Source organism: Pantoea sp. Seng, from assembly GCF_009829935.1.
In the GTDB taxonomy this organism is placed as follows: Bacteria; Pseudomonadota; Gammaproteobacteria; order Enterobacterales; family Enterobacteriaceae; genus Pantoea; species Pantoea communis.
Genome location: NZ_SZZV01000005.1, coordinates 210,515 through 232,795 on the forward strand (window position 1 = coordinate 210,515; position 22,281 = coordinate 232,795).

General features: G+C 56.1%; 16 protein-coding genes. 12 read left to right on the forward strand and 4 right to left on the reverse strand.

The genetic code is table 11. The features are described 5' to 3' along the window. Positions 1–162: 162 nt before the first annotated feature. From FD737_RS06990 to mutH, 4 genes are all read right to left on the reverse strand, one after another. Positions 163–1,203, reverse strand: a complete 1,041-nt coding sequence (locus tag FD737_RS06990) for an NADP(H)-dependent aldo-keto reductase (RefSeq protein WP_097117995.1) — start codon at positions 1,201–1,203, stop codon at positions 163–165. Between the two features lie 143 nt (positions 1,204–1,346). Continuing rightward, the gene (locus FD737_RS06995; protein WP_034823127.1) at positions 1,347–1,565 is read right to left on the reverse strand and encodes a YgdI/YgdR family lipoprotein; all 219 of its coding nucleotides are present in this window, start codon (positions 1,563–1,565) and stop codon (positions 1,347–1,349) included. Between the two features lie 117 nt (positions 1,566–1,682). After that, on the reverse strand, positions 1,683–2,393 hold the full coding sequence (locus FD737_RS07000) for a TerC family protein (protein ID WP_034823125.1): 711 nt from the start codon (positions 2,391–2,393) through the stop codon (positions 1,683–1,685). A 197-nt stretch (positions 2,394–2,590) separates the two neighbouring features. Then, positions 2,591–3,277 carry a DNA mismatch repair endonuclease MutH gene (gene mutH, locus FD737_RS07005; RefSeq protein WP_097117994.1) on the reverse strand — a complete coding sequence of 229 codons (687 nt, stop codon included), beginning with the start codon at positions 3,275–3,277 and terminating at the stop codon, positions 2,591–2,593. 684 nt (positions 3,278–3,961) lie between these two features. Here mutH and rppH point away from each other — a divergent pair. The 12 genes from rppH (at position 3,962) to recD (ending at position 22,271) form a co-directional block, all read left to right on the forward strand. Then, complete coding sequence (gene rppH, locus FD737_RS07010; protein ID WP_034823115.1) at positions 3,962–4,492, forward strand: RNA pyrophosphohydrolase; 531 nt, start codon at positions 3,962–3,964, stop codon at positions 4,490–4,492. Between the two features lie 12 nt (positions 4,493–4,504). Next, the gene (ptsP, locus tag FD737_RS07015; RefSeq protein ID WP_038645088.1) at positions 4,505–6,751 is read left to right on the forward strand and encodes a phosphoenolpyruvate--protein phosphotransferase; all 2,247 of its coding nucleotides are present in this window, start codon (positions 4,505–4,507) and stop codon (positions 6,749–6,751) included. A 115-nt stretch (positions 6,752–6,866) separates the two neighbouring features. Next, on the forward strand, positions 6,867–7,748 hold the full coding sequence (lgt, locus tag FD737_RS07020) for a prolipoprotein diacylglyceryl transferase (protein ID WP_034823111.1): 882 nt from the start codon (positions 6,867–6,869) through the stop codon (positions 7,746–7,748). Beyond that, the gene (thyA, locus tag FD737_RS07025; RefSeq protein ID WP_045816400.1) at positions 7,745–8,539 is read left to right on the forward strand and encodes a thymidylate synthase; all 795 of its coding nucleotides are present in this window, start codon (positions 7,745–7,747) and stop codon (positions 8,537–8,539) included. Before lgt ends, thyA begins: the two co-directional genes overlap by 4 nt. A 180-nt stretch (positions 8,540–8,719) precedes the next feature. Next, complete coding sequence (locus FD737_RS07030) at positions 8,720–9,190, forward strand: prepilin-type N-terminal cleavage/methylation domain-containing protein (RefSeq protein WP_097117992.1); 471 nt, start codon at positions 8,720–8,722, stop codon at positions 9,188–9,190. Continuing rightward, positions 9,181–9,720: a prepilin peptidase-dependent protein gene (locus tag FD737_RS07035; RefSeq protein WP_097117991.1), complete on the forward strand. Its 540-nt coding sequence runs from the start codon at positions 9,181–9,183 to the stop codon at positions 9,718–9,720. Before FD737_RS07030 ends, FD737_RS07035 begins: the two co-directional genes overlap by 10 nt. Then, positions 9,717–10,145 (forward strand): DUF2509 family protein, encoded by a 429-nt coding sequence (locus FD737_RS07040; RefSeq protein WP_160833094.1) that lies wholly within the window; start codon positions 9,717–9,719, stop codon positions 10,143–10,145. Before FD737_RS07035 ends, FD737_RS07040 begins: the two co-directional genes overlap by 4 nt. Before the next feature lie 22 nt (positions 10,146–10,167). Further along, complete coding sequence (locus FD737_RS07045) at positions 10,168–10,419, forward strand: prepilin-type N-terminal cleavage/methylation domain-containing protein (protein ID WP_160833127.1); 252 nt, start codon at positions 10,168–10,170, stop codon at positions 10,417–10,419. A 79-nt stretch (positions 10,420–10,498) separates the two neighbouring features. Then, a complete protein-coding gene (recC, locus tag FD737_RS07050) occupies positions 10,499–13,879 on the forward strand; it encodes an exodeoxyribonuclease V subunit gamma (RefSeq protein ID WP_160833095.1) in 3,381 nt (1,126 codons plus the stop codon). A gap of 105 nt (positions 13,880–13,984) precedes the next feature. Then, positions 13,985–16,882, forward strand: a complete 2,898-nt coding sequence (gene ptrA, locus FD737_RS07055) for a pitrilysin (protein ID WP_160833096.1) — start codon at positions 13,985–13,987, stop codon at positions 16,880–16,882. Further along, positions 16,879–20,424 carry an exodeoxyribonuclease V subunit beta gene (gene recB, locus FD737_RS07060; protein WP_160833097.1) on the forward strand — a complete coding sequence of 1,182 codons (3,546 nt, stop codon included), beginning with the start codon at positions 16,879–16,881 and terminating at the stop codon, positions 20,422–20,424. Before ptrA ends, recB begins: the two co-directional genes overlap by 4 nt. Further along, positions 20,421–22,271: an exodeoxyribonuclease V subunit alpha gene (gene recD, locus FD737_RS07065; RefSeq protein WP_160833098.1), complete on the forward strand. Its 1,851-nt coding sequence runs from the start codon at positions 20,421–20,423 to the stop codon at positions 22,269–22,271. The genes recB and recD overlap by 4 nt, the downstream gene beginning before the upstream one ends. Positions 22,272–22,281: the final 10 nt, after the last annotated feature.

Consider the following 22,281-nt stretch of genomic DNA (forward strand, 5'->3'; position numbering starts at 1 on the left):
ATAGATCCGAAATGCGCGCATTCGGGTGCACACAATCAAAAACCGCGTCATACGCCTGTAGGGTGTGCATCCAGGCACATCGGGCCAAAGTCTTAGCCACCAGGCCATCAATGCTGCAGGTCGTTGCGACGCAAACCGTTGCGCCGCAACGATGGCATCCCGTTAGGGTGCCGGGTAAGTATACTGACGATGAATCGCTTCCAGTTCCTCTAACACATCGGCATTCAGCGTCAGGTTGAAACTCTCCACGTTAATCTTCAGCTGTTCCAGCGTCGTCGCGCCCAGCAGGGTACTGGCGACAAATGGCTGCTGACGCACGTAAGCCAGTGCCATCTGTGACGGATCCAGGTTGTGCTTCTTCGCCAAATCCACGTAAGCGGCAATCGCCTGATTCGACTGCTCACCGCTGTAGCGGGTGAAGCGGCTGAACAGCGTATTACGCGCACCGGCGGGTTTCGCACCATTCAGATATTTGCCGCTCAAAGTACCAAACGCCAGGCTTGAATAGGCCAGCAGTTCAACGCCTTCGTGCTGGCTGATTTCCGCCAGGCCAACTTCAAAGCTGCGGTTCAGCAGGCTGTACGGGTTCTGAATGGTCACAATACGCGGCAACTCGTGCTTCTCAGCCAGCTGCAGATAGCGCATCACGCCCCATGCGGTTTCGTTAGACACGCCGATGTAGCGAATCTTACCTGCGCGCACCTGCTCATTCAGGGCTTCCAGCGTTTCCAGCAGCGTCACGTTGGCGGTGGTTTCGCTGTACTGGTAGCCCAGTTTGCCGAAGTAGTTGGTTTGACGTTGCGGCCAGTGCAGCTGGTAGAGATCGAGATAGTCGGTGTTCAGACGCTTCAGGCTGGCATCCAGCGCTTCGCGAATGTTTTTGCGATCCAGTGCCTGGTTAGGGCGAATCGACGCATCTGCGCCGCGCACCGGACCGGCAATTTTGCTGGCCAGAATGATCTTGTCACGGCTGCCGCGCTTCTTCAGCCAGCTGCCAATGTACTGTTCGGTTAATCCCTGGGTTTCCGGGCGTGGCGGCACCGGATACATTTCAGCGGTATCAATCAGGTTGATGCCACTGCTCATCGCGTAATCGAGTTGCGCGTGGGCGTCGGCTTCGCTGTTTTGCTCACCAAACGTCATGGTTCCTAACCCCAGTTGGCTGACTTCCAGCGTACTGTGGGGGATGCGGTGATAATGCATTGCCGGCTTCCTTTTTTCATTATGAAAGGGAATGTTGTGTCCTCTGGGACTATATCCTGTGAAGCGGCGCGGAAGGAAGGGGGGAAAGTTCGGGAAATCGCCTGCACTGAGGAAAAAATCGTGCAGGCAATCGAATTTGGCACTTAACGCTCAATGATGGTGGAGACCTCGTCACCATTGATCTGCATCACATGACCTTGATCGTCAGTGTACTGCACCAAACCTGTCTCTTTATCGATGGACGGTTTGCCATCAGTTTTAATCATACGGCCATCTTTGGTCGCCATCACGTAATCACTGCTGCAACCACTCAACGTCAGCGCGACCAGCATAATACCCACAACACTCACCAACCCTTTCATTCTTATCTCCCTCAACCTACTTCAACTGCAAAAGTGTAGTAATAAATGCTTTCGCTGGCTGACGTAATCGCATCATTCCTAAAATTAAAGGGCGAGATGCGCTCGCCCTTGACATCGTTAAGCCGCGCTTTTCTTGCTGCGCATCAGGTTCAGGCACTCAACGGCCATGGAGAAGAACATGGCAAAATAAATGTAACCTTTTGGTACATGGATACCGAAACTCTCCAGAATCAGGGTAAAGCCGACCAGAATCAGGAATGCCAGCGCCAGCATTTTCACCGATGGATGGCGCTCAACAAATTCACCAATGGCGCGTGCGGCAAACATCATCATCAGCACCGCTATGACCACGGCAGCCATCATGATGAACAGATGATCGGACAAGCCGACGGCGGTGATCACCGAATCGAGGCTGAAAATAATGTCCAGCAACATGATCTGAACGATCGCGCCGAAGAAGGAGTGGACGTTGGTTTTGTGCTCACCTTCGGCGCCTTCGATGGTTTCATGAATCTCCATGCTGGATTTCCACAGCAGGAACAGACCACCAAACAGCAGGATCAGGTCGCGCGCAGAGAAGCTGTGATCCATCAGGGTAAACAGCGGATTGGTGAGACGGACTACCCAGGCAATGGACGCCAGCAGACCCAGTCGCATCAGCATGGCACCCATTAAACCGAGGCGGCGAGCTTTGTTTTGCTGGTGTTTCGGCAACTTAGCGACAACCAGCGACAGGAAGATAATGTTGTCGATACCCAAAACCACTTCCAGAATGGTCAATGTTCCCAGTGCCAGCCAGGCATTGGGATCAGCAATCCAGTCAAACATGAATCATTCAATCCTAAACGAAAATTAAACGGCGATTATACACGTCCTGGTTCGGCTTGCAGCTGCGTTGGCTGCTCACGTTCACCCCAGTCACTTACTTATGTATGCTCCCGGGGATTCGCGTACTTGCCGCCTTGCTGCACCAAAAGTAGGCCCCATCAGGGGAACCGAACCAGTCGTGTATGGAGTCGAGTCATTTACAGTAGAAAATGGCGTGCCAGCAGCGGTCCGGTGAAGCTTTTCTTGAGATAAAAACCGCGCGGTAGCGTCATTATAGGCTCTCCATGCTCACCGATGGCTTCCGTCAGCGCTTTGCTGTTGGCCGCTTTCGGGCGGATCTGCAGCCAGGCGCCGTGACGGGCGGTAATACGTTCCACCTGGCCCAGCACGATCATATCCATCAACTCTTCCCAGTCTTCACGCAACTGCTGATCTTCTTCCTCGCTCGGTTGCCATAACAGCGGCGATCCCACACGACGATCCGCGAGGGGCAAAGCACGGTCGCCCTCAATCGGGATCCATAACACCCGCGCCAGCTTGTGGCGCACATGGCTGGTCTCCCAGGTTACGCCGCTGTTGCCGGTCAGAGGCGCAACGCAGACAAAGGTGGTTTCCAACGGTTTGCCCAGCGCATCCACGGGGATGGTCTTGAGTTCGATACCGAGATGGGCGAAATCCTGCTCCGCTTTGCTGCCCGCGCTGGCACCAAGGTGCAGCTCAATCAGCATGCCAACCCAGCCTTTATCCCGCCGCAAATCGGCTGGCACCGGCAAACGCAGCTGAGCTGCCAGTGCAGCAAACGTCTGGCCTGCCAGCTGTTGTGCACGTTGCAGTAATTCCGCTTCATCTTGTGGTGGCGGCGGCAATAAAACGGGGGAATTCATGGCAAAACTCATATTGGTTAAAGGATGTACAGCGCTGACGGGTGCGAGTTTTCCACATGCGCGCAGCGTGAATAACCGTGATAATAGCATGATTAAGCGTGCTTTTTTATTTGCATTGCCGGACGGTTGTGGATGCTATGGCAAGGTTATCCCAGTTTGTTATCGACAATGAACAGGATCTCAAGACTACTTATCCACAGAATGGTGGGATAACCCCCCTCGCAGAGCACCACTGTTTCGATTTACAGCCTTGACTTTAGCGATTTGAACGCTTTTTTTCCTTTCTTTGACCAGGTTTAGGGCATTATCTGTGGATAAAAGCGACGCTGGTGGATCTTTGAGCAGCGAATGGAACCTGAGGATAATTAGAAAGTGCTCCGCGTTGAAACACCACTGTCATTTTTTCCTATCACCATGATTAATGGTGTTTTTAGTGCTATTCTTTATCTGCCTTATGAGAATTTTCCGAAGTGGTTATTCAACTCATTCCCGTGTTCTGCACAAAGCTATCCACAGAAAAGGTGAATAAGATCGCCCTGAAAACCGCTCCGCTGTTTATAACTTGGCTAAACTCTGTGAGTTATCCTGTTTTTATTCGGCTATCGCCCCGGATATCCAGTGGTTTACCGCCTGTAAGGAGTGTGAAACAATCAGGCTATTCAAATTTAGCTTTGAGGTAGTCCAGTGATCGATGATGATGGCTACCGCCCGAATGTTGGTATCGTAATCTGTAACAGGCAAGGACAAGTGTTATGGGCCAGGCGCTTTGGACAGCACTCCTGGCAATTTCCTCAGGGAGGCATCAATCCGGGTGAAACCGCTGAACAGGCGATGTATCGCGAACTGTTCGAAGAAGTGGGTTTACACCGCAAAGATGTTCGAATACTTGCTTCAACCCGTAACTGGTTACGTTACAAGTTGCCAAAACGTTTGGTGCGTTGGGACACAAAGCCGGTGTGTATCGGCCAGAAACAAAAGTGGTTTCTTCTGCAGTTGATGTGTAGTGACGCGGAGATCAATGTGCAACACAGCAGCACGCCGGAGTTTGATGGTTGGCGCTGGGTCAGCTTTTGGTATCCGGTGCGTCAGGTCGTCTCTTTTAAGCGCGATGTCTATCGCCGCGTGATGAAAGAATTCGCTGGCGTGGTGATGTCTATGCAGGAGAGTGCGGGGCAGCGTAATAACAATGCCGCTCATCGACGTAAAAGAGGATAGGCCACGCCCTTTATGCTCACTCAGTTGCGCGAAATAGTAGAGAAAGTGGCGAGTGCTCCGCGTCTGAATGAAGCACTCGACATTCTGGTAAACGAAATTTGCCTTGCGATGGAAACCGAGGTCTGCTCGGTTTATCTCGCAGATCACGATCGTCGTTGCTACTACCTGATGGCGACGCGCGGGCTGAAAAAGCCGCGCGGTCGCACTGTCACGCTGGCGTTTGATGAAGGTATTGTCGGGCTCGTCGGACGTTTAGCCGAGCCGATCAACCTTGCCGATGCGCAAAGCCATCCCAGCTTCAAATACATTCCTTCTGTTAAAGAAGAGCGTTATCGCTCTTTCCTTGGCGTGCCGATCATCAGCCGTCGCCAACTGCTTGGCGTGCTGGTGGTTCAGCAGCGCGAACATCGTCAGTTCGACGAAAGCGAAGAATCCTTCCTGGTGACGCTGGCCACGCAGATGGCGGGCTTGTTATCGCAATCACAGCTCGGCCAACTGTTTGGTCAGTTCCGTCAGACGCGGGTGAAAGCCATCGCGGCGGCACCTGGCGTGGCGGTCGCGCCCGGTTGGGTTGATGAAACCCAGCCCTTGCTGGATCAAGTCTCTGCGGCCTCCACGCTGGATGTGCAGCGTGAACGCGAGCGTCTGGTGCTGGCAATGGGCGAGGCGGGCAATGAATTTCGCCGCTTCAGCAAACGCTTTACCGCCAGCGTGCAAAAAGAGAGTGCGGCGATCTTTGATCTCTACTCGCACCTGTTAACCGATGCCCGTTTGAAAAAAGATCTGTTTGCCGAGATTGATCGCGGATCGGTTGCCGAGTGGGCGGTGAAAACGGTGATCGAGAAGTTCGCCGAACAGTTTGCCAGCCTGCAGGATCAATATTTACGCGAGCGTGCGGGCGATTTGCGCGTGCTCGGACAACGTCTGCTATTCCATCTCGACGATACGCTGGTCGGCACCAATGCCTGGCCTGAACGCTTCGTGCTGGTGGCGGATGAACTCACCGCGACCACGCTGGCAGAGCTGCCACCGGAGCGTTTAGCCGGTGTGGTGGTACGCGACGGTGCGGCCAATTCCCACGCGGCTATTCTGACGCGCGCGATGGGCATTCCCACCGTCATGGGTGCGGATATCATCCCTGCGCAGCTCAACAAACGCCTGCTGATTGTCGATGGCTATCGCGGCGAGTTGTTAATCGATCCTGAACCCGTGCTGGTGCAGGAGTATCAGCGTTTGATCAGCGAAGAAAATGCGCTGAGCAAAATGGCTGAAGGTGTGGTGGAGCAGCCCGGCGAGCTGAAAAGCGGCGAACGGGTGCAGGTGATGCTGAATGCGGGCCTGAGCCCTGAGCATGAGCAGAAGCTGGATAACTGGGTGGATGGCATCGGCCTGTACCGCACAGAAATTCCATTTATGCTGCACAACGGATTCCCGTCGGAAGAGGAGCAGGTCGCGCAATATCAAGGCATGCTGCAACTGTTCTACGATAAGCCGGTGACGTTGCGTACGCTGGATGTCGGCGCCGATAAACAGCTGCCTTACATGCCGATCAGTGAAGAAAATCCTTGCCTCGGCTGGCGCGGCATTCGTCTGACGCTCGACCAGCCAGAAATTTTCCTGGTGCAGGTACGCGCCATGCTGCGTGCCAACGTGGCCTCCGGCAATCTCAGCATTCTGCTGCCGATGATCAGTCATATCGATGAGATCGACGATGCGCGTCGGCTGATCGATCGTGCCGGTCGCGAAGTGGAAGAGATGCTGGGCTATGTGATCCCGAAACCGCGTATTGGCGTGATGATCGAAGTGCCCTCCATGCTGTTTATGATCCCGCATCTGGCGGATCGCGTGGACTTTATTTCGGTGGGCACCAACGATCTGACGCAGTATCTGCTGGCGGTGGATCGCAACAATACCCGTGTGGCGAATCTCTACGATCCGCTGCATCCGGCGATGCTGCGCGCGCTGCAGAGCATTGCCCACGAAGCCCGTCAGGCCAAACTGGAACTCTGCCTGTGTGGTGAAATGGCCGGCGACCCAATGTGCGTGGCGCTGCTGGTGGGCATGGGTTATCACCACCTCAGCATGAACGGTAAAAATATTCCGCGCGTGAAGTATCTGTTGCGTCACCTCGATCACGAGGAAACGCAGAAGCTCAGTGAAAATGGTGTGGCGGCCCATACCGCTTCAGAAGTGCGCCATCTGGTGTCCGCGTTTATGGAACGACGTGGCCTGGGCGGTTTGATTCGCGGCGGCCGTTAACGGCGTTTACATTTCCACGGCAATTGTGAAAAGCGGCTGTGCTATCATGCGCAGCCTTTTATGGTATGACCCCTTAGCCAGACCCGTTTCAGGGCAGAAAAAACGATGGTGAAAGATGACTAACGGCTACATTTCGTTTCCCCAATTCGATCCGGTAATTTTCTCCATCGGACCGATTTCGCTTCACTGGTACGGTTTGATGTATCTGGTGGGCTTTGTATTTGCTATGTGGCTGGCGGTGCGCCGTGCCAATAAACCCGGCAGCGGCTGGAAAAAAGAAGAAGTGGAAAACCTGCTGTATGCGGGCTTCCTCGGCGTGTTCCTCGGTGGCCGTATCGGCTACGTGCTGTTCTATAACCTGCCGCTGTTCCTCGATAATCCACTCTATCTGTTCAAAGTCTGGGATGGCGGTATGTCGTTCCACGGTGGCTTGATTGGGGTGATTGTGGTGATGCTGGTGTTTGCGCGTCGTACTAAACGCACTTTCTTCCAGGTATCTGATTTCATTGCGCCGCTGATTCCGTTTGGTTTGGGCGCCGGTCGTCTCGGTAACTTCATCAACGGCGAGCTGTGGGGGCGTGTCGATCCCAACTTCAAATTCGCCATGCTGTTCCCGGGGTCGCGCAGTGAAGATATCGCGCTGGCGGCCAACAATCCGCAGTATCAGCAGTTGCTGAGCACTTACGGTGTGTTGCCGCGTCATCCTTCGCAGCTGTATGAGCTGTTCCTCGAAGGTATCGTGCTGTTCATCATCCTCAACCTGTTTATTCGCAAGCCGCGCCCGATGGGCAGCGTCTCTGGCCTATTCCTGATTGGCTATGGCGCTTTCCGCATCATCGTCGAATTCTTCCGCCAGCCGGATGCCCAACTGGGCCTGTTTGAAGGCGGCATCAGCATGGGGCAGATTCTCTCGATCCCAATGATTCTGGCCGGTGTGATTATGATGATCTGGGCGTTTCGTCGTCGTCCGCAGCAACAAACTCGTGAGGTAAAATGAAACAGTATCTGGATTTAATGCAACATGTGCTGAATGAAGGCGCAGAGAAAGCCGACCGTACCGGTACAGGCACCCTGTCGATTTTCGGCCACCAGATGCGTTTCAATTTGCAGGATGGTTTTCCACTGGTCACCACCAAGAAGGTGCACCTGCGTTCGATCATTCATGAACTGCTGTGGTTCCTGAAAGGCGAAACCAATATCAGCTACCTGAAAGATAACAAGGTGACGATTTGGGACGAGTGGGCGGATGAGAATGGCGATTTAGGACCGGTCTACGGTAAGCAATGGCGCAGCTGGGGCAGTGCGTCAGGCGAAGAGATCGACCAGATTAGCAAAGTGATTGAGCAGTTGAAGCGCGATCCCGATTCACGCCGCATCATCGTATCGGCATGGAACGTGGGCGAGCTGGATCAGATGGCGCTGGCACCTTGTCATGCCTTCTTCCAGTTCTACGTGGCAAACGGCAAGCTCTCTTGCCAACTTTATCAGCGCTCGTGCGATATCTTCCTTGGTCTGCCGTTCAATATCGCCAGCTATGCGCTGCTGGTGCATATGGTGGCGCAGCAGTGCGATCTGGAAGTGGGTGATTTTGTCTGGACCGGTGGCGACACGCATCTGTACAGCAATCATCTGGAACAGGCACAGCTGCAGCTGACGCGCGAGCCACGCCCGCTGCCGAAACTGGTGATCAAACGTAAACCTGCTTCTATCTTCGATTACAACTTTGAAGATTTTGAGATTGAGGGTTACGACCCGCATCCGGCCATTAAAGCGCCGGTTGCGGTGTAAACTCACGCGTCATCACGCTGAAGCCCTGCCACTGTGCGGGGCTTTTTTATCTCTGTTATCTGTATCCGCCTCGCAAATATTTGTCTCAGCCTGTACCGCGCGAAAACAGCCTGCGCGACGCTTTCCATCCTGCCGCTTGATGCCTTGTTGCCTGTTCGATTGAAGCGCACATTGGCTGCCATGAACAAACACGCAAACCTCGGTTTCACCCTGCTGGAGCTGCTACTGGTGATGGTGATCGCCGGCATACTCAGCCTCGGCGCCCTGCACAGTTGGCAGCGCTGGCAGCAGCATCAACAACTGCGCGATAGCGTGCTGCAGCTGCAGGGGTTTCTGTTACGGCTGCGCGCCCATGCGAACGGGCATAACAGCGATCTCAATTTGTGGCTGATTCCCGGCGAACGCGGCTGTTTGGGCGTAGGTGTAAAACCGGCGGAGGGCTGTGAACTGCCTTCACGCTGGTGGCTAGCACCGCCGCATGCCGGGGTACGCTTCAGTGCCATCATCGGCGAGCCGGGTTTCTTTGGACGGCGTGACGTGGCGCGCCCTGGCAGCATTGAGATTGAAAATGCTGCCGGTCGCTGGCGGGTGATTATCTCTGCGCGAGCACGTATTCGCGCCTGCCAGACCGGAGAAAAAGGGTGCGAGTAGCGGAGGCCGGTTTCAGCCTGCTGGAAATGCTGATTGCTCTGGCAGTAGGCGCGATATTGATGGTGAGTGTGGGCCGATTTTTGCCGCTACTGCTGGAGCAAAATCTGCGCCTGCAGCAGCGTGTGCAATTGCAGCAGGAGCTACAGCAGCTTTCTCATACGCTGCAAAAAGCGTTACAGCGCGCGGGATACTGTCGTGGGCAATGTACTGGCCCCGCACTGACTCTGGCTGCGAGTGGCAGCTGTGTGCTGCTGCGCTGGGATGAAAACAGCAATGGGCGCTGGGAAGATGTGGGCAGCAGTGACAGCGACTTTTACGGCTATCGGTTGCGCAGCGGGCAGCTGGAAATGCAGCGCGCAGTGGATAACTGCAACGGCAACGGTTGGGAACGCCTAACCGATCCCGCTTTCCTCACCATCGAACATTTTAGCGTGGTGCGGCAAGGCACCCGATTAATGCTCCATCTGACGGGGCGATCGGGTACACAAAGCCTGCAGGTGGAGCACTGGATTGAAGGACGAAACTTATGAACCAGTACGGCAACAGCACGCTGGGCATGGTGCTGATGCTGTTACTGCTCGGCAGCCTGACGCTGCATGCCACACGCACGCAGTTGTCACAGGGTATGGTGCTGGTGGCCGATACGCAGCAGCACCATAAAGATTTTGCGCAGGCACAGACTGCGCTGCAATGGGGGCTGATGCAGAGTTGGCCAGCGGCGTCCGGCTGGCAATGTCAGCAACAGTCCGCGCACCAGTGGTTAAGCTGCTTATTGCAGATGGAGGAGGGCAATGCGCTGTTATCGGGTCAGGATGAAAAGAGTGATCTCCGCCTCTGGCAATGGGTCTCGCCACGCAACCAACGGTTGCATCCCCAGGCGCACGGCTGGATTGACTACTGTCCATTGTCTAAACCGGAGCACTGCCAGCCGCAGGAAGGATCAACAGGGCATTAGCCTGGCAGAAACGCTGGTGGCGATGCTGCTGCTGGCGATGACCATCAGCATGCTGTTGCAATACCATCGCGCGCTGGCCTTAGGGTTTAGTCAACAGTGGCAGCAGCGCCAGGCGTGGCAGGTTGCCGGACAAGCCTTGCTGGGGCGTGAGGTGGCGGGCTGGCAGATCGATCGTCAGCAGCAGAGTGTGGGCATAGGATGCGTGCTGGAGCGTATCACGGTGACGGGCTCGCAACAGCGCAGTGCCAGTCTGGCCCAGCTCAATTGTCACTAAGGTGACCTCGGCGATAGGCATCGTTAGCGATACAGGGTAGAGTGACCAGGCTGCGCTGTTTTCCCTCTCAAGGAGATTTATGTTCCGGGTTTACCACTCTAATCAGCTTGATCTGTTGAAAAATCTGGCAGGAATTCTGATTGAAAACCAGCCGCTGAACGATGCGTTCGCGGCCGAACAGGTGCTGGTGCAAAGCCCCGGCATGGCGCAGTGGCTGCAGATGGAACTGGCAAACAGTTTTGGTATTGCAGCGAATATCGACTTTCCGCTCCCTGCGACCTTTATCTGGAACATGTTTGTCAAAGTGCTGCCCGGCATTCCAGAGGAGAGCGCTTTCACTAAAGCCAGCATGAGCTGGAAATTGATGCATCGCTTGCCCACCTTGCTGGAGCAGGAGGCCTTTCAGCCGTTGCGTCACTACCTCAATGATGACGATGACAAGCGCAAGCTTTATCAGCTCAGCGCCCGCGTGGCCGATCTGTTTGACCAGTATCTGGTGTATCGATCTGACTGGCTCAACAGTTGGGAGCGCGGAGAACTCATCGACGGCTTGAGCGATGCCCAACAGTGGCAGGCACCGCTGTGGCGCGATCTGGTGGCGTTCACTGAACAATTGGGCCAGCCGATGTGGCACCGTGCCAACCTGTATGCGCGCTTTATCCATGCGCTGGAGCAGGCCGAAACGCCACCGGCGGGATTGCCGCAGCGCGTGTTTATTTGTGGTATCTCCGCGCTGCCGCCGGTGTATTTACAGGCGCTGGAAGCGCTTGGCCGCCATATCGATATTCACCTGCTGTTCACCAACCCCTGCCGCCACTACTGGGGCGATATTCAGGATTACGCTTTCCTCGCCAAATTGCAGAGCCGCAAACGTCGCCGCATGCAGTCTGAAGAAGCACAGCCGCTGTTCCGCGATCCCGAAGCAGCTCCGACGCTGTTCAATGAACTCGGCGAGCAACAACTCACCAATCCGTTATTGGCCTCGTGGGGCAAACTGGGGCGCGATAATCTGTTTCTGCTGAGTCAGATGGAATCCGCCGCTAACGATATTGATGCCTTTGTTGAGATGCCGCAGGACAGCCTGCTACACAGTCTGCAAGCCGACCTGCTCAACCTGGATGACCACGCCGTGATCGGTTTGCACGCCGATGAACTGGGTAACAGCCACAAAAAACGGGTGCTCGACCCTGATGATCGCACCATCACGCTGCAGGTATGTCATAGCGCTCAGCGTGAAGTGGAAGTGTTACAGGATCATCTGCTGGCGCTGATGGAGGCCGATCCCGATCTCAAACCGCGCGACATCATCGTGATGGTGGCGGATATCGATAGCTACGCGCCCTTCATTCAGGCGGCGTTTGCCAGTGCGCCTGCGGATCGTTATCTGCCGTTTGCCATCTCGGATCGCCGCGCCAGCCAGGCACATCCGGCGATTCTGGCCTTATTGAGCTTGCTGGCGCTGCCAGACAGCCGCTTTGCTTCCGAAGAAGTGCTGGCACTGCTCGAAGTGCCTGCGCTGGCGCAGCGCTTCTCGGTGGATGAAAGCGGTCTGCGCCTGCTGCGCCGTTGGGTGATGGAATCCGGTATTCGCTGGGGGCTGGATGATGCCAGCGTCGAAGCATTGGCACTGCCTGCCACCGGTCAACATACCTGGCGCTTTGGCCTGCAGCGCATGCTACTGGGTTACGCGCTGGAAAGCCGCAACGGTGACTGGCAGGGCATTCTGCCTTACGACGAATCCAGCGGATTGATTGCCGAACTGGCCGGGCATCTGGCCGAATTGCTCTCTCGCTTAGAGTCGTGGCGCACCCGACTGACTGGCGAGCGTACGCTACCGGAGTGGTTGCCGCTGTGCCGCGAGCTGATCGACAGCTTCTTCAACGGCGATGCCGAAAGCGACGCAGCATTACTGCTGGTTGAAACCCAGTGGAAACAGATTATTGAGCAGGGCACGCAGGCTGATTATCAGCAACCGATTCCCGTCACCTTACTGCGTGATGAGTTGCGCTCGCGCCTCGATCAGCAGCGTATCAGTCAGCGCTTCCTGGCCGGGCCGATAAACTTCTGTACCCTGATGCCAATGCGTTCGATTCCGTTCAAAGTCGTCTGCTTGCTGGGGATGAACGATGGTGTCTATCCACGCACGCTGGCGCCGCTCGGTTTTGACCTGATGCAGCAGCAGGCACGCAAAGGCGATCGCAGCCGCCGTGATGATGACCGCTACCTGTTCCTTGAAGCCCTGATTTCGGCACAGCATCAGCTCTACATCAGCTATATCGGCCGCGCGATTCAGGACAACACCGAGCGTTATCCCTCAGTGCTGGTGACAGAGTTGGTGGATTATCTTGGTCAGAGTTTTTGTCTGCCAGGCGATGAAGCGTGCGAACCCGACGTCAGCGAGCAGCGTGTACGTGAGCATTTACAGAAGCTCCACAGCCGCATGCCCTTTGCAGCGGAGAACTTCCGCCCTGACGCTTACGGCCAGAGCTTCGCCGCAGAGTGGTTGCCTGCTGCTACCGACAGTGGCGTGGCACAGCCAGACTTTGTGCAACGGTTGCCGCCACTGCCGCTGGAAACGCTCTCGCTTGAGCAATTGCTGCGCTTCTGGCGTCATCCGGTACGGGCCTGGTTCCAACAGCGGCTGGGCGTGGCTTTCTGGATGGAAGAGAGCGAATTGCCGGACAGCGAGCCGTTTGCGCCAGATAGTCTGGAGCGTTATCAAATCAATGCGCAGCTACTGAATACCCTGGTCAACGGTGAGGATCCCGCGCAGCTTTATGCGCGTCATCGCGCTGCGGGCAATCTGCCTTATGGTGCTTTTGGGGAACTTTTCTGGCAGAGCCAGACCGAAGAGATGCAGGAAGTGGCTGCGGAAGTGAGTGGACAGCGTCAGCCCTCAGAGAGTTGGGAAATCAATCTGCCGCTGAATGGGGTGCAGTTGACCGGTTGGTTAACCCAGGTGCAAGCTGATGGACTGTTACGCTGGCGTCCGGGTGTGCTGAACATGAACGATGGTCTGCTATTGTGGCTGGAGCATCTGGTTTATTGCGCGCTGGGCGGCAAAGGAGAAAGCCGCATGTACGGGCGCAAACAAAGCCGCTGGCGTTTTAAAGCCATCGACGCTGAGTCTGCGCTGTCACTGTTGAACGAATACGTGACGGCTTATCAGGCGGGGATGACGGAACCGTTGATGTTGCTGAACAAATCGGGTGGCGCGTGGCTGGATGCCAGTTTTGATCGAAAATCCGGCCAGTTGCTGGACGATGACGCCACGCAGAAAAAGGCATTGAACAAATTGCTGCAAGCCTGGCAGGGTGGTTTTCAGGTGGAGGGCGAAGGCAGCGATCCTTATCTGCAGCGCCTGAGCCGGACGCTGGATGATGAGGCGGTGCAGGTAATTGTTGCCGCCGCTCGCCAGTGGTATTTACCGGTGCGCCTTGCGCATCAAGATGATGAATAGCAATTGGGTAACGCCGCTTTTGCGGGTGTTCCCAAAATCATAAAAAGTTGTCTATTGCGCCGCTGGGCACACAGCCAGCGGTAAAGGGTAAAGAAAGGGGTTTAAATGCGGATTTACGCACGCTGGATGGGAGCGCTGCTGCTAAGCATGCTGGCGCTGAATGCCTTTGCCGATAGCGATCGCGGCTGGCAGCCCATCAATGAAACAATTCGAAAAAGCGATCACGATCCGCGCAGTTATCAGGCCATCACGCTGACTAACGGTATGACGGTGTTGCTGGTGTCTGACAAAGAAGCGCCTAAATCACTGGCCGCACTGACGTTGCCTATCGGCTCGCTGGACGATCCGAATCAGCAGCTAGGGCTGGCGCACTATACCGAACACATGGTGTTGATGGGCTCAAAACGCTATCCGCAACCGGATAATCTGGCCGAATTCCTGAAAAAGCACGGCGGCAGTCACAATGCCAGCACCGCTTCTTATCGCACCGCGTTCTATCTGGAAGTGGAAAACGATGCACTGCAACCGGCGGTGGATCGTCTGGCCGATGCCATTGCAGAGCCTTTGCTCGATCCGGTCAACGCCGATCGTGAGCGTCATGCAGTTAATGCAGAGCTCACTATGGCGCGTTCGCGCGACGGCCTGCGTATGGCGCAGGTCGGGGCGGAAACTCTGAATCCAGCGCATCCAGCTTCCCGCTACTCAGGCGGTAACCTTGATACGCTGCGCGATAAGCCCGACAGCAATTTGCATCAGGCGCTGACCGAGTTTTATCACAGCCACTACTCCGCCAATCTGATGAAAGCGGTGATATACAGCAACAAATCGCTGCCAGAGATGGCCGACATTGCCGTCCAGACTTTTGGACGAGTGGCTAACCATCAGGCCATCGTACCGAAAATCGAAGTGCCGGTGGTGACCGATGCGCAGAAAGGCATCATCATCCACTACGTGCCTGCCCAACCGCGAAAACAGCTTAAAGTTGAATTCCGCATCGCCAACAACAGCGACCAGTTCCGCAGCAAAACCGATACGTTGATCAGTTACATCCTGGGCAATCGCAGTAAAAACACCCTTAACGACTGGCTGCAAAAGCAGGGGCTGGCCGACGGTGTGAATGCCGGTGCCGATCCGATGACGGACCGCAACAGCGGCGTGTTTGCCATCACGGTCTCCCTGACCGACAAAGGCCTGGCACAGCGTGATGAAGTGGTGGCGGCGATCTTTAGCTACCTCGACATGTTGCGTAGTAAAGGCATCGATAAGGGTTATTTCGATGAGGTGTCGCATGTGCTGGCGCTGGATTTCCGCTATCCGTCGATCACCCGTGACATGGATTATATTGAATGGTTAGTGGATACCATGCTGCGCGTGCCAGTGGATCATACGCTGGATGCACCTTATCTCGCGGATAACTTTGACCCTGCGGCAATCAAATCTCGTCTGGATGAGATGACACCGCAAAATGCCCGCATCTGGTATATCAGCCCGAATGAGCCGCACAACAAAGAAGCCTATTTTGTCAATGCGCCTTACCAGGTCGATAAAATCAGTGATACACAGTTCAGTGACTGGCAGCAGCGCGGCACGCAGATTCAACTGTCGATGCCGACGCTGAATCCGTATATCCCTTCGGATTTCTCCATTATGCCTGGTGATGGCAAAACGTATACGCACCCGGTGGCGCTGACCGACGGTGACAGCATGCGCATCTACTGGATGCCAAGCCAGTTCTACGCCAGTGAACCAAAGGCAGCCATTACTCTGGCACTGCGCAACAAAGCGGCAATAAGCGACGCGCGTCAGCAGGTGTTATTTGGTCTGAATGATTATCTCTCAAGCGTGGCGCTGGATGAGTTGAACTCGCAGGCATCGGTGGGCGGCATCAGTTTCTCTACTGGAGAAGATGACGGCATCGTATTTAGCGCCAGTGGCTTTACCCAGCGTTTACCGGAACTGCTGAAAAAACTGGTTGAGGGTTACGCCAGCTTCCAGCCTGATGCACAGCAGCTGGAACAGGCAAAATCCTGGTATCTGGATCGACTGGAAGCCGCCGAGAAGGGCAAAGCCTTCGAGCAGGCGATTCAACCGATGCAGATGCTGTCACAGCTGCCGTATACCCAGCGTGAGACGCGCCGCAAGTTAGTGAAAGATCTGACGCTGAAAGACGTGACGGATTACCGTGATGCCTTACTGCGCAACGCCACGCCGGAAATGATGGTGGTGGGCAACCTCTCCGCCGATCGCGTTAAACAGCTGGGCACCGATCTGCAACAGCAGTTGCACAGCGATGGTCACAGTTACTGGCACAGCGATTACGTGGTGATCGATAAAGCCATGAAGGCCAACCTGCAAACCGCAGGAAGCAGCACGGATTCAGCACTGGCAGCACTCTACGTGCCACTGGGTTACGACGAGTATCAAAGCATGGCCAACAGCACCATGTTGAGCCAGATTGTCCAACCCTGGTTCTATAACCAACTGCGCACCCAGGAACAGTTGGGCTATGCGGTGTTCTCGTATCAGATGCCGATTGGTCGCCAGTGGGGGATTGGCTTCCTGCTGCAAAGCAACAGCAAGCAGCCAGCCTATCTGATGCAGCGCTTTGAGGCGTTTTATCCGCAGGCTGAGCAACGCCTGCGCGACATGAAACCGGAAGATTTTGCCCAGTATCAGCAGGCGCTGATCAATGACTTAAAACAGCGCCCGCAAACGCTTGATGAAGAAGCGAATCGCTACAGCCGTGACTTCAACCGGCAGAATTTTGCTTTCGATACCCGTGAAAAAGCCATCGAGCAGATTCAAAAGCTCACGCCGCAGGGCGTGGCCGATTTCTTCCATAAAGCGGTGCTGGAACAGCAGGGTATGGCGATGATTTCGCAGATTGGCGGTAGCCACGATGGCGCCACCAAAGATGATTATGCACCTCTGCCGGGCTTCACGACCTGGGATCAGGTGGAGAAGCTACAGCAATCCCTGCCGGTTAAGAGTGACGCGCAATGAGTCTGATTCAGCCGCCAGAACCGCTCAATCCGCTGACGCTGCCGTTGCGTGGCGAGCGGCTGATTGAGGCGTCTGCTGGAACCGGTAAAACCTTCACTATTGGTCTGCTTTATCTGCGGCTTTTGTTGGGGCTGGGCGGGCAACATGCCTATGCCCGGCCACTGTCGGTCGAAGAAATTCTGGTCGTGACCTTTACTGAGGCGGCCACCGCAGAGCTGCGCGGACGTATCCGTGCCAACATCCATGAGCTGCGGCTGGCCTGCATTCGCGGTACCAGCCGCAATCCGATGCTGATGCAGTTGCTACTGGAGATGCCGCAACCTGCAGAAGCGGCATCGCTACTGCTGGCTGCAGAGCGGCAGATGGATGAAGCGGCGATCTTTACCATCCACGGCTTTTGTCAGCGCATGCTCAATCTCAACGCCTTTGAATCCGGCATGCTGTTTGAACAGCAGCTGATTGAAGATGAACAACAGCTGCTGCGTCAGGCCACTGCCGATTTCTGGCGTCGCCACTGTTATCCACTCTCGCTGGATATCGCCCGCGTGATTGTCAGTGAGTGGAGTGGTCCGGAGCAATTGCTGGCGACGTTGCGGCCGTGGCTGCAAGGCGAATCACCTAACCTGCGTTTAGCGCCCGCTGACGACGAAACGCTGACGATGCGCCACAACGAAAACCTGGCGCGTATTAACGCGATGAAAGCCGAGTGGCGCGCGGTGGGTGAAGAGGTGCTGACGCTGGTGGGGCAGTCCGACGTGGACAAACGCAGCTACAGCAGTAAAAATCTGCCGGTGTGGGTGAATAAAGTCAGTTTCTGGGCACAGAGTGAAACCCTGGATTATCAGGTGCCCGCAGAGCTGGCGCGCTTTGGTCAACGGGTGCTGGGGGAGAAAACCAAAAAAGGCCATCCTCCGCACCATGCCCTGTTTGCGGCCATCGACCTGTTTCTGACTCAGCCCATTTCACTACGCGATTTGCTGATTGCGCGCGCGCTGGTGGATATCCGCGCCGCCGTACGGAAAGAGAAACGCCAGCAGGCGCTGCTGGGTTTTGATGATCTCCTGAGCCGACTGGATGATGCCCTGCAGCAGCCTGCAGGAGAAATGCTGGCGCAGGCGATTCGTCAGCGTTTCCCGGTGGCGTTAATTGATGAGTTCCAGGACACCGATCCGCAGCAATACCGTATTTTCCGTACGCTGTACGGTAATCAGCCTGACCATGCATTGCTGTTAATTGGCGATCCAAAACAGGCCATTTACGCCTTTCGTGGCGCAGACATCTTTACCTATATCCGCGCGCGCAATGAAGTGAGCGCGCATTACACCCTCGACACCAACTGGCGCTCTTCGCCAGCAATGGTGGAGAGCGTCAATCAGCTGTTCAATCGGCTCGAAGCGCCTTTTGTCTTTGATGCTATCCCTTTCTTGCCGGTGCACTTCGCAGAGCCAAATCAGACGCTTTCTCTCACACTGGATAACCAGGATCAGGCGGCACTGCGTTTCTGGCTGCTGCCGGGCGACGGGTGCAGCGTAGGCGATTATCAGCAGGCGTTAGCGCGACAGTGTGCCGCGGATATCAGCCACTGGTTACAGGCGGGGCAGCAACAGCGTGCGCTGCTGGGTAAAGCGGCCGCGCAACGCCCGGTGCAGGCATCGGATATCACGGTGCTGGTGCGCAGCCGCAACGAAGCCAATCTGATCCGCGAAGCACTTAACCAGCTTGGCATTCCCTCGGTTTATTTATCGAACCGCGACAGCGTCTATACCACGCCCGAAGCGCGCGAGTTGCTGTGGTTACTGCAGGCGGTGCTGGCTCCCGAGCAGGAGCGCATGCTGCGCACGGCGCTCGCTACCTCGCTGTTTGCCTTCGATGCGGCACAGCTGGATGCGTTGGATCAGGATGCGCGAGGCTGGGATGAGCTGGTAGAGACTTTTGCCCGCTGGCAACTGCTGTGGCAGCAGCGCGGCGTACTGCCGATGCTGCGCCAGCTGATACAGGAACGCCAGCTTGCGGAAAACCTGCTCGCCTCAGAAAATGGCGAACGCCGCCTGACCGATTTGCTGCATCTGGGTGAACTGATGCAGGAAGCGGCGGCGCAGCTCGACAGCCCGCACGCGCTGGTGCGTTATCTGGCGCAGCAGATAGCCAGCCCGGACAGCCAGTCGTCCAGCCAGCAATTGCGTCTGGAAAGCGATCGCCATTTGGTGCAGATCGTCACTATCCATAAATCAAAAGGTCTGCAATATCCGCTGGTGTGGCTGCCGTTCGCTGCCGGATTCCGCGAGGCAGATACCGCGCTGTATCACGATCGCGACAACTTTGAGGCGGTGCTGGATCTGCAGGCAGATGATGCAAGCCTGGCGATGGCCGAGCAGGAGCGTTTGGCCGAAGACCTGCGCTTGCTGTACGTGGCACTTACCCGTTCGGTGTATCACTGTAGCGTAGGTGTGGCACCGCTGTTTCGCGGCACGCGCAAAAAAGAAGGCGAGAGCGATCTGCATAAAAGCGCACTGGGCCATCTTTTGCAGCGCGGTGAAGCGGCGACAGCGGAACAGCTGGACATGTTACTCAATCAGATCAATGTCGCGGGCACTGAAGTGATGCGCGTGCAGGATCAGGAAGCCGAACGCTGGCAGGCGCCTGATGCCGCTCATGACGCGCTGGCCGCCCGCACCGTCAGCCGTACATTGGTGGAACCCTGGCGTGTCACCAGTTACTCCGGTTTGCAGCAGCATGGCAGCCAGCGGCTGCTAGATGTGATGCCGAGTTTTGACCTGGAAGCCGCAGGCGAAGAACAGCAGGAAGAGATCGCTGAAGCTGCACTGACACCGCACCATTTCCCGCGCGGCGCCGCGCCGGGGACTTTCCTGCATGAACTGTTCGAATCTCTCGATTTCCCACATCCCCCCACGGCCGCATTGCTGGAGCAACATCTGCAGCAGAATGGGTATCCATTACACTGGCAACCGATACTGACGGATTGGATTGCGCGCGTGGTGAGTACGCCGCTCAACGATCAGGGGATACAGCTCGGTCAGGTACAGACCGGCGATCGACTCGTGGAGATGGGCTTCTACTTGCCGATTGACGGTTTGCTGACCGCGAATGATCTGGATGCGCTGATCCGTCAGGATGCTTTATCGTCCGATGCGCCGCCGCTCGATTTTCGTGAGGTACAGGGCATGTTGAAAGGCTTCATTGACCTGGTGTTCCGCTGGCAAGGCAAATATTACCTGCTGGATTACAAATCCAACTGGCTGGGCGACAGCCACGAAGCTTATACGCCAGCAGCGATGAGACAGGCGATGATCGACCACCGCTATGATTTGCAATATCAACTCTACACGCTGGCGCTACATCGCTATCTTCAACATCGCCTGGCAGATTATGACTACGAGCAGCACTTTGGCGGCGTGTTTTATCTGTTCCTGCGTGGCATGGATGGCACTTCACCGGCCAACGGCGTATTCCACACACGGCCAACTCTGGATTTTGTTTCACAACTGGATAGCCTGTTTCGCGGGCAGGGAGCCTCGGCATGAGTGGCATTACAGCGCTACTTCAACAGGCGGTTGAGCTGCGTTTGCTGCGCTCACTGGATGTTCAGTTCGCCCTGTTGCTGGCGGATGACACGCAGCCAGCACGCCTCCTGGCGGCTGCCTGTCTCAGCGCGGAAGCGGGTGAGGGGCACGTCTGCTTACCGCTGTCACAGCTGAGCCGTGAAGGGTTATTCAATGGCCGCCATCCTGAACTGGCGCAGGCCATCTGGCTGGCGGCGGGCGAGCCGCAGGACTGGACGCAAATTCTGGCTGGCTGGCCTGCTCTGAGCAACAGCAACAACGATCAGGCAGCACCGATTGTACTGACCGAAGGCCGTCTTTATCTGCATCGTCTCTGGCACCATGAAGGGCAGGTGGCGCGTTTCTTTCAGGCGCAGTCTGCTCCGCAGGCATTTCCTGATGGAGAGGTGCGTGCGGTACTGGATAACCTGTTTGGTACTGAACCCGATGACTGGCAAAAAATCGCGGCGGCGGTGGCGCTAACGCAGAAAACAGCAGTCATTTCCGGCGGCCCAGGCACCGGGAAAACCACCACCGTGGCAAAATTGCTGGCGGCATTGATTCGCCTGAGCCAGGGTGCACTGCGCATTCAACTGGCAGCCCCGACCGGCAAAGCGGCGGCGCGTTTAACCGAATCGCTCGGTAAAGCGCTGCAAAAACTGCCGGTCAGCGACACTGAGCGCCAACGCTTCCCAGCGGAAGCTACCACGCTGCACCGTTTGCTAGGTGCCCAGCCCGAAACCCAGCGCTTGCGCTATCACGCCGGTAACCTGCTGCATCTGGATGTGCTGGTGGTGGATGAAGCCTCAATGGTTGATTTGGGCATGATGGCCAATCTCATCGCCGCACTGCCACCCCAGGCGCGCGTGATTTTTCTTGGTGACCGCGATCAGCTGGCGTCAGTAGAAGCCGGTGCGGTACTGGGCGATATTTGCCGCTGTGCGGAAGCGGGATACAGCGTCGCGCGTGCAGCCCAGCTGAGTGCGTTAACCGGTTGCCAGGTTGAAGGCCACGATGATGACAGCGCGCCAGCCGTGCGCGACGCCATCTGCCTACTACGCAAGAGCTATCGCTTTGATGCTAACTCGGGCATCGGCAAGCTGGCGGCTGCGGTCAATGCCGGTGAGCCAAAGGCGGTTGAGGCGGCATTTAACGCGGGCTTCAGCGATATATCACGCCAGCCACTCAATGATGGCGAGGCCTATCAGGCAATGCTGAATGCTATCGCGGAAGGCTACCGTCCATTCCTGCGGCTGGTGAGCCAGCGAGCACAGCCCGCAGAGATTCTGCACGCATTTGGGCATTATCAGCTGCTGTGCGCATTGCGCGAAGGGCCGTTTGGCGTGCAGGGATTAAATCAGCGTATTGAGCAAAAACTGATGCAGATGCAGCTGATTCGTCGTCCGCTGGGGGGGAGCCGCTGGTATCAGGGCCGTCCGGTGATGGTGACTCGCAATGACAGCGCGCTTGGGCTGTTTAACGGCGATATTGGCATTACGCTGTTTGATGATGAAGGGCTGCTGAAAGTTTTCTTCCCGTTGCCGGATGGCAGCATCAAAGCCGTACAGCCAAGCCGGTTACCGGCGCATGATACGGCCTGGTCGATGACGGTGCATAAATCGCAGGGATCGGAGTTCGACCATACCGCGCTGGTGATGCCGGCACAGTTTTTACCGGTACTCACCCGCGAACTGATTTATACCGCCATTACGCGTGCGCGCAAACAGTTAACCCTTTACAGCGATGAAGGCGTATTTCGTCGTGCGGTGCAATTACGCACTCAGCGTCGCAGCGGATTGTTGGACCGGTTAAGCGGAGAGTCATTCTGAGCGAGAGTTG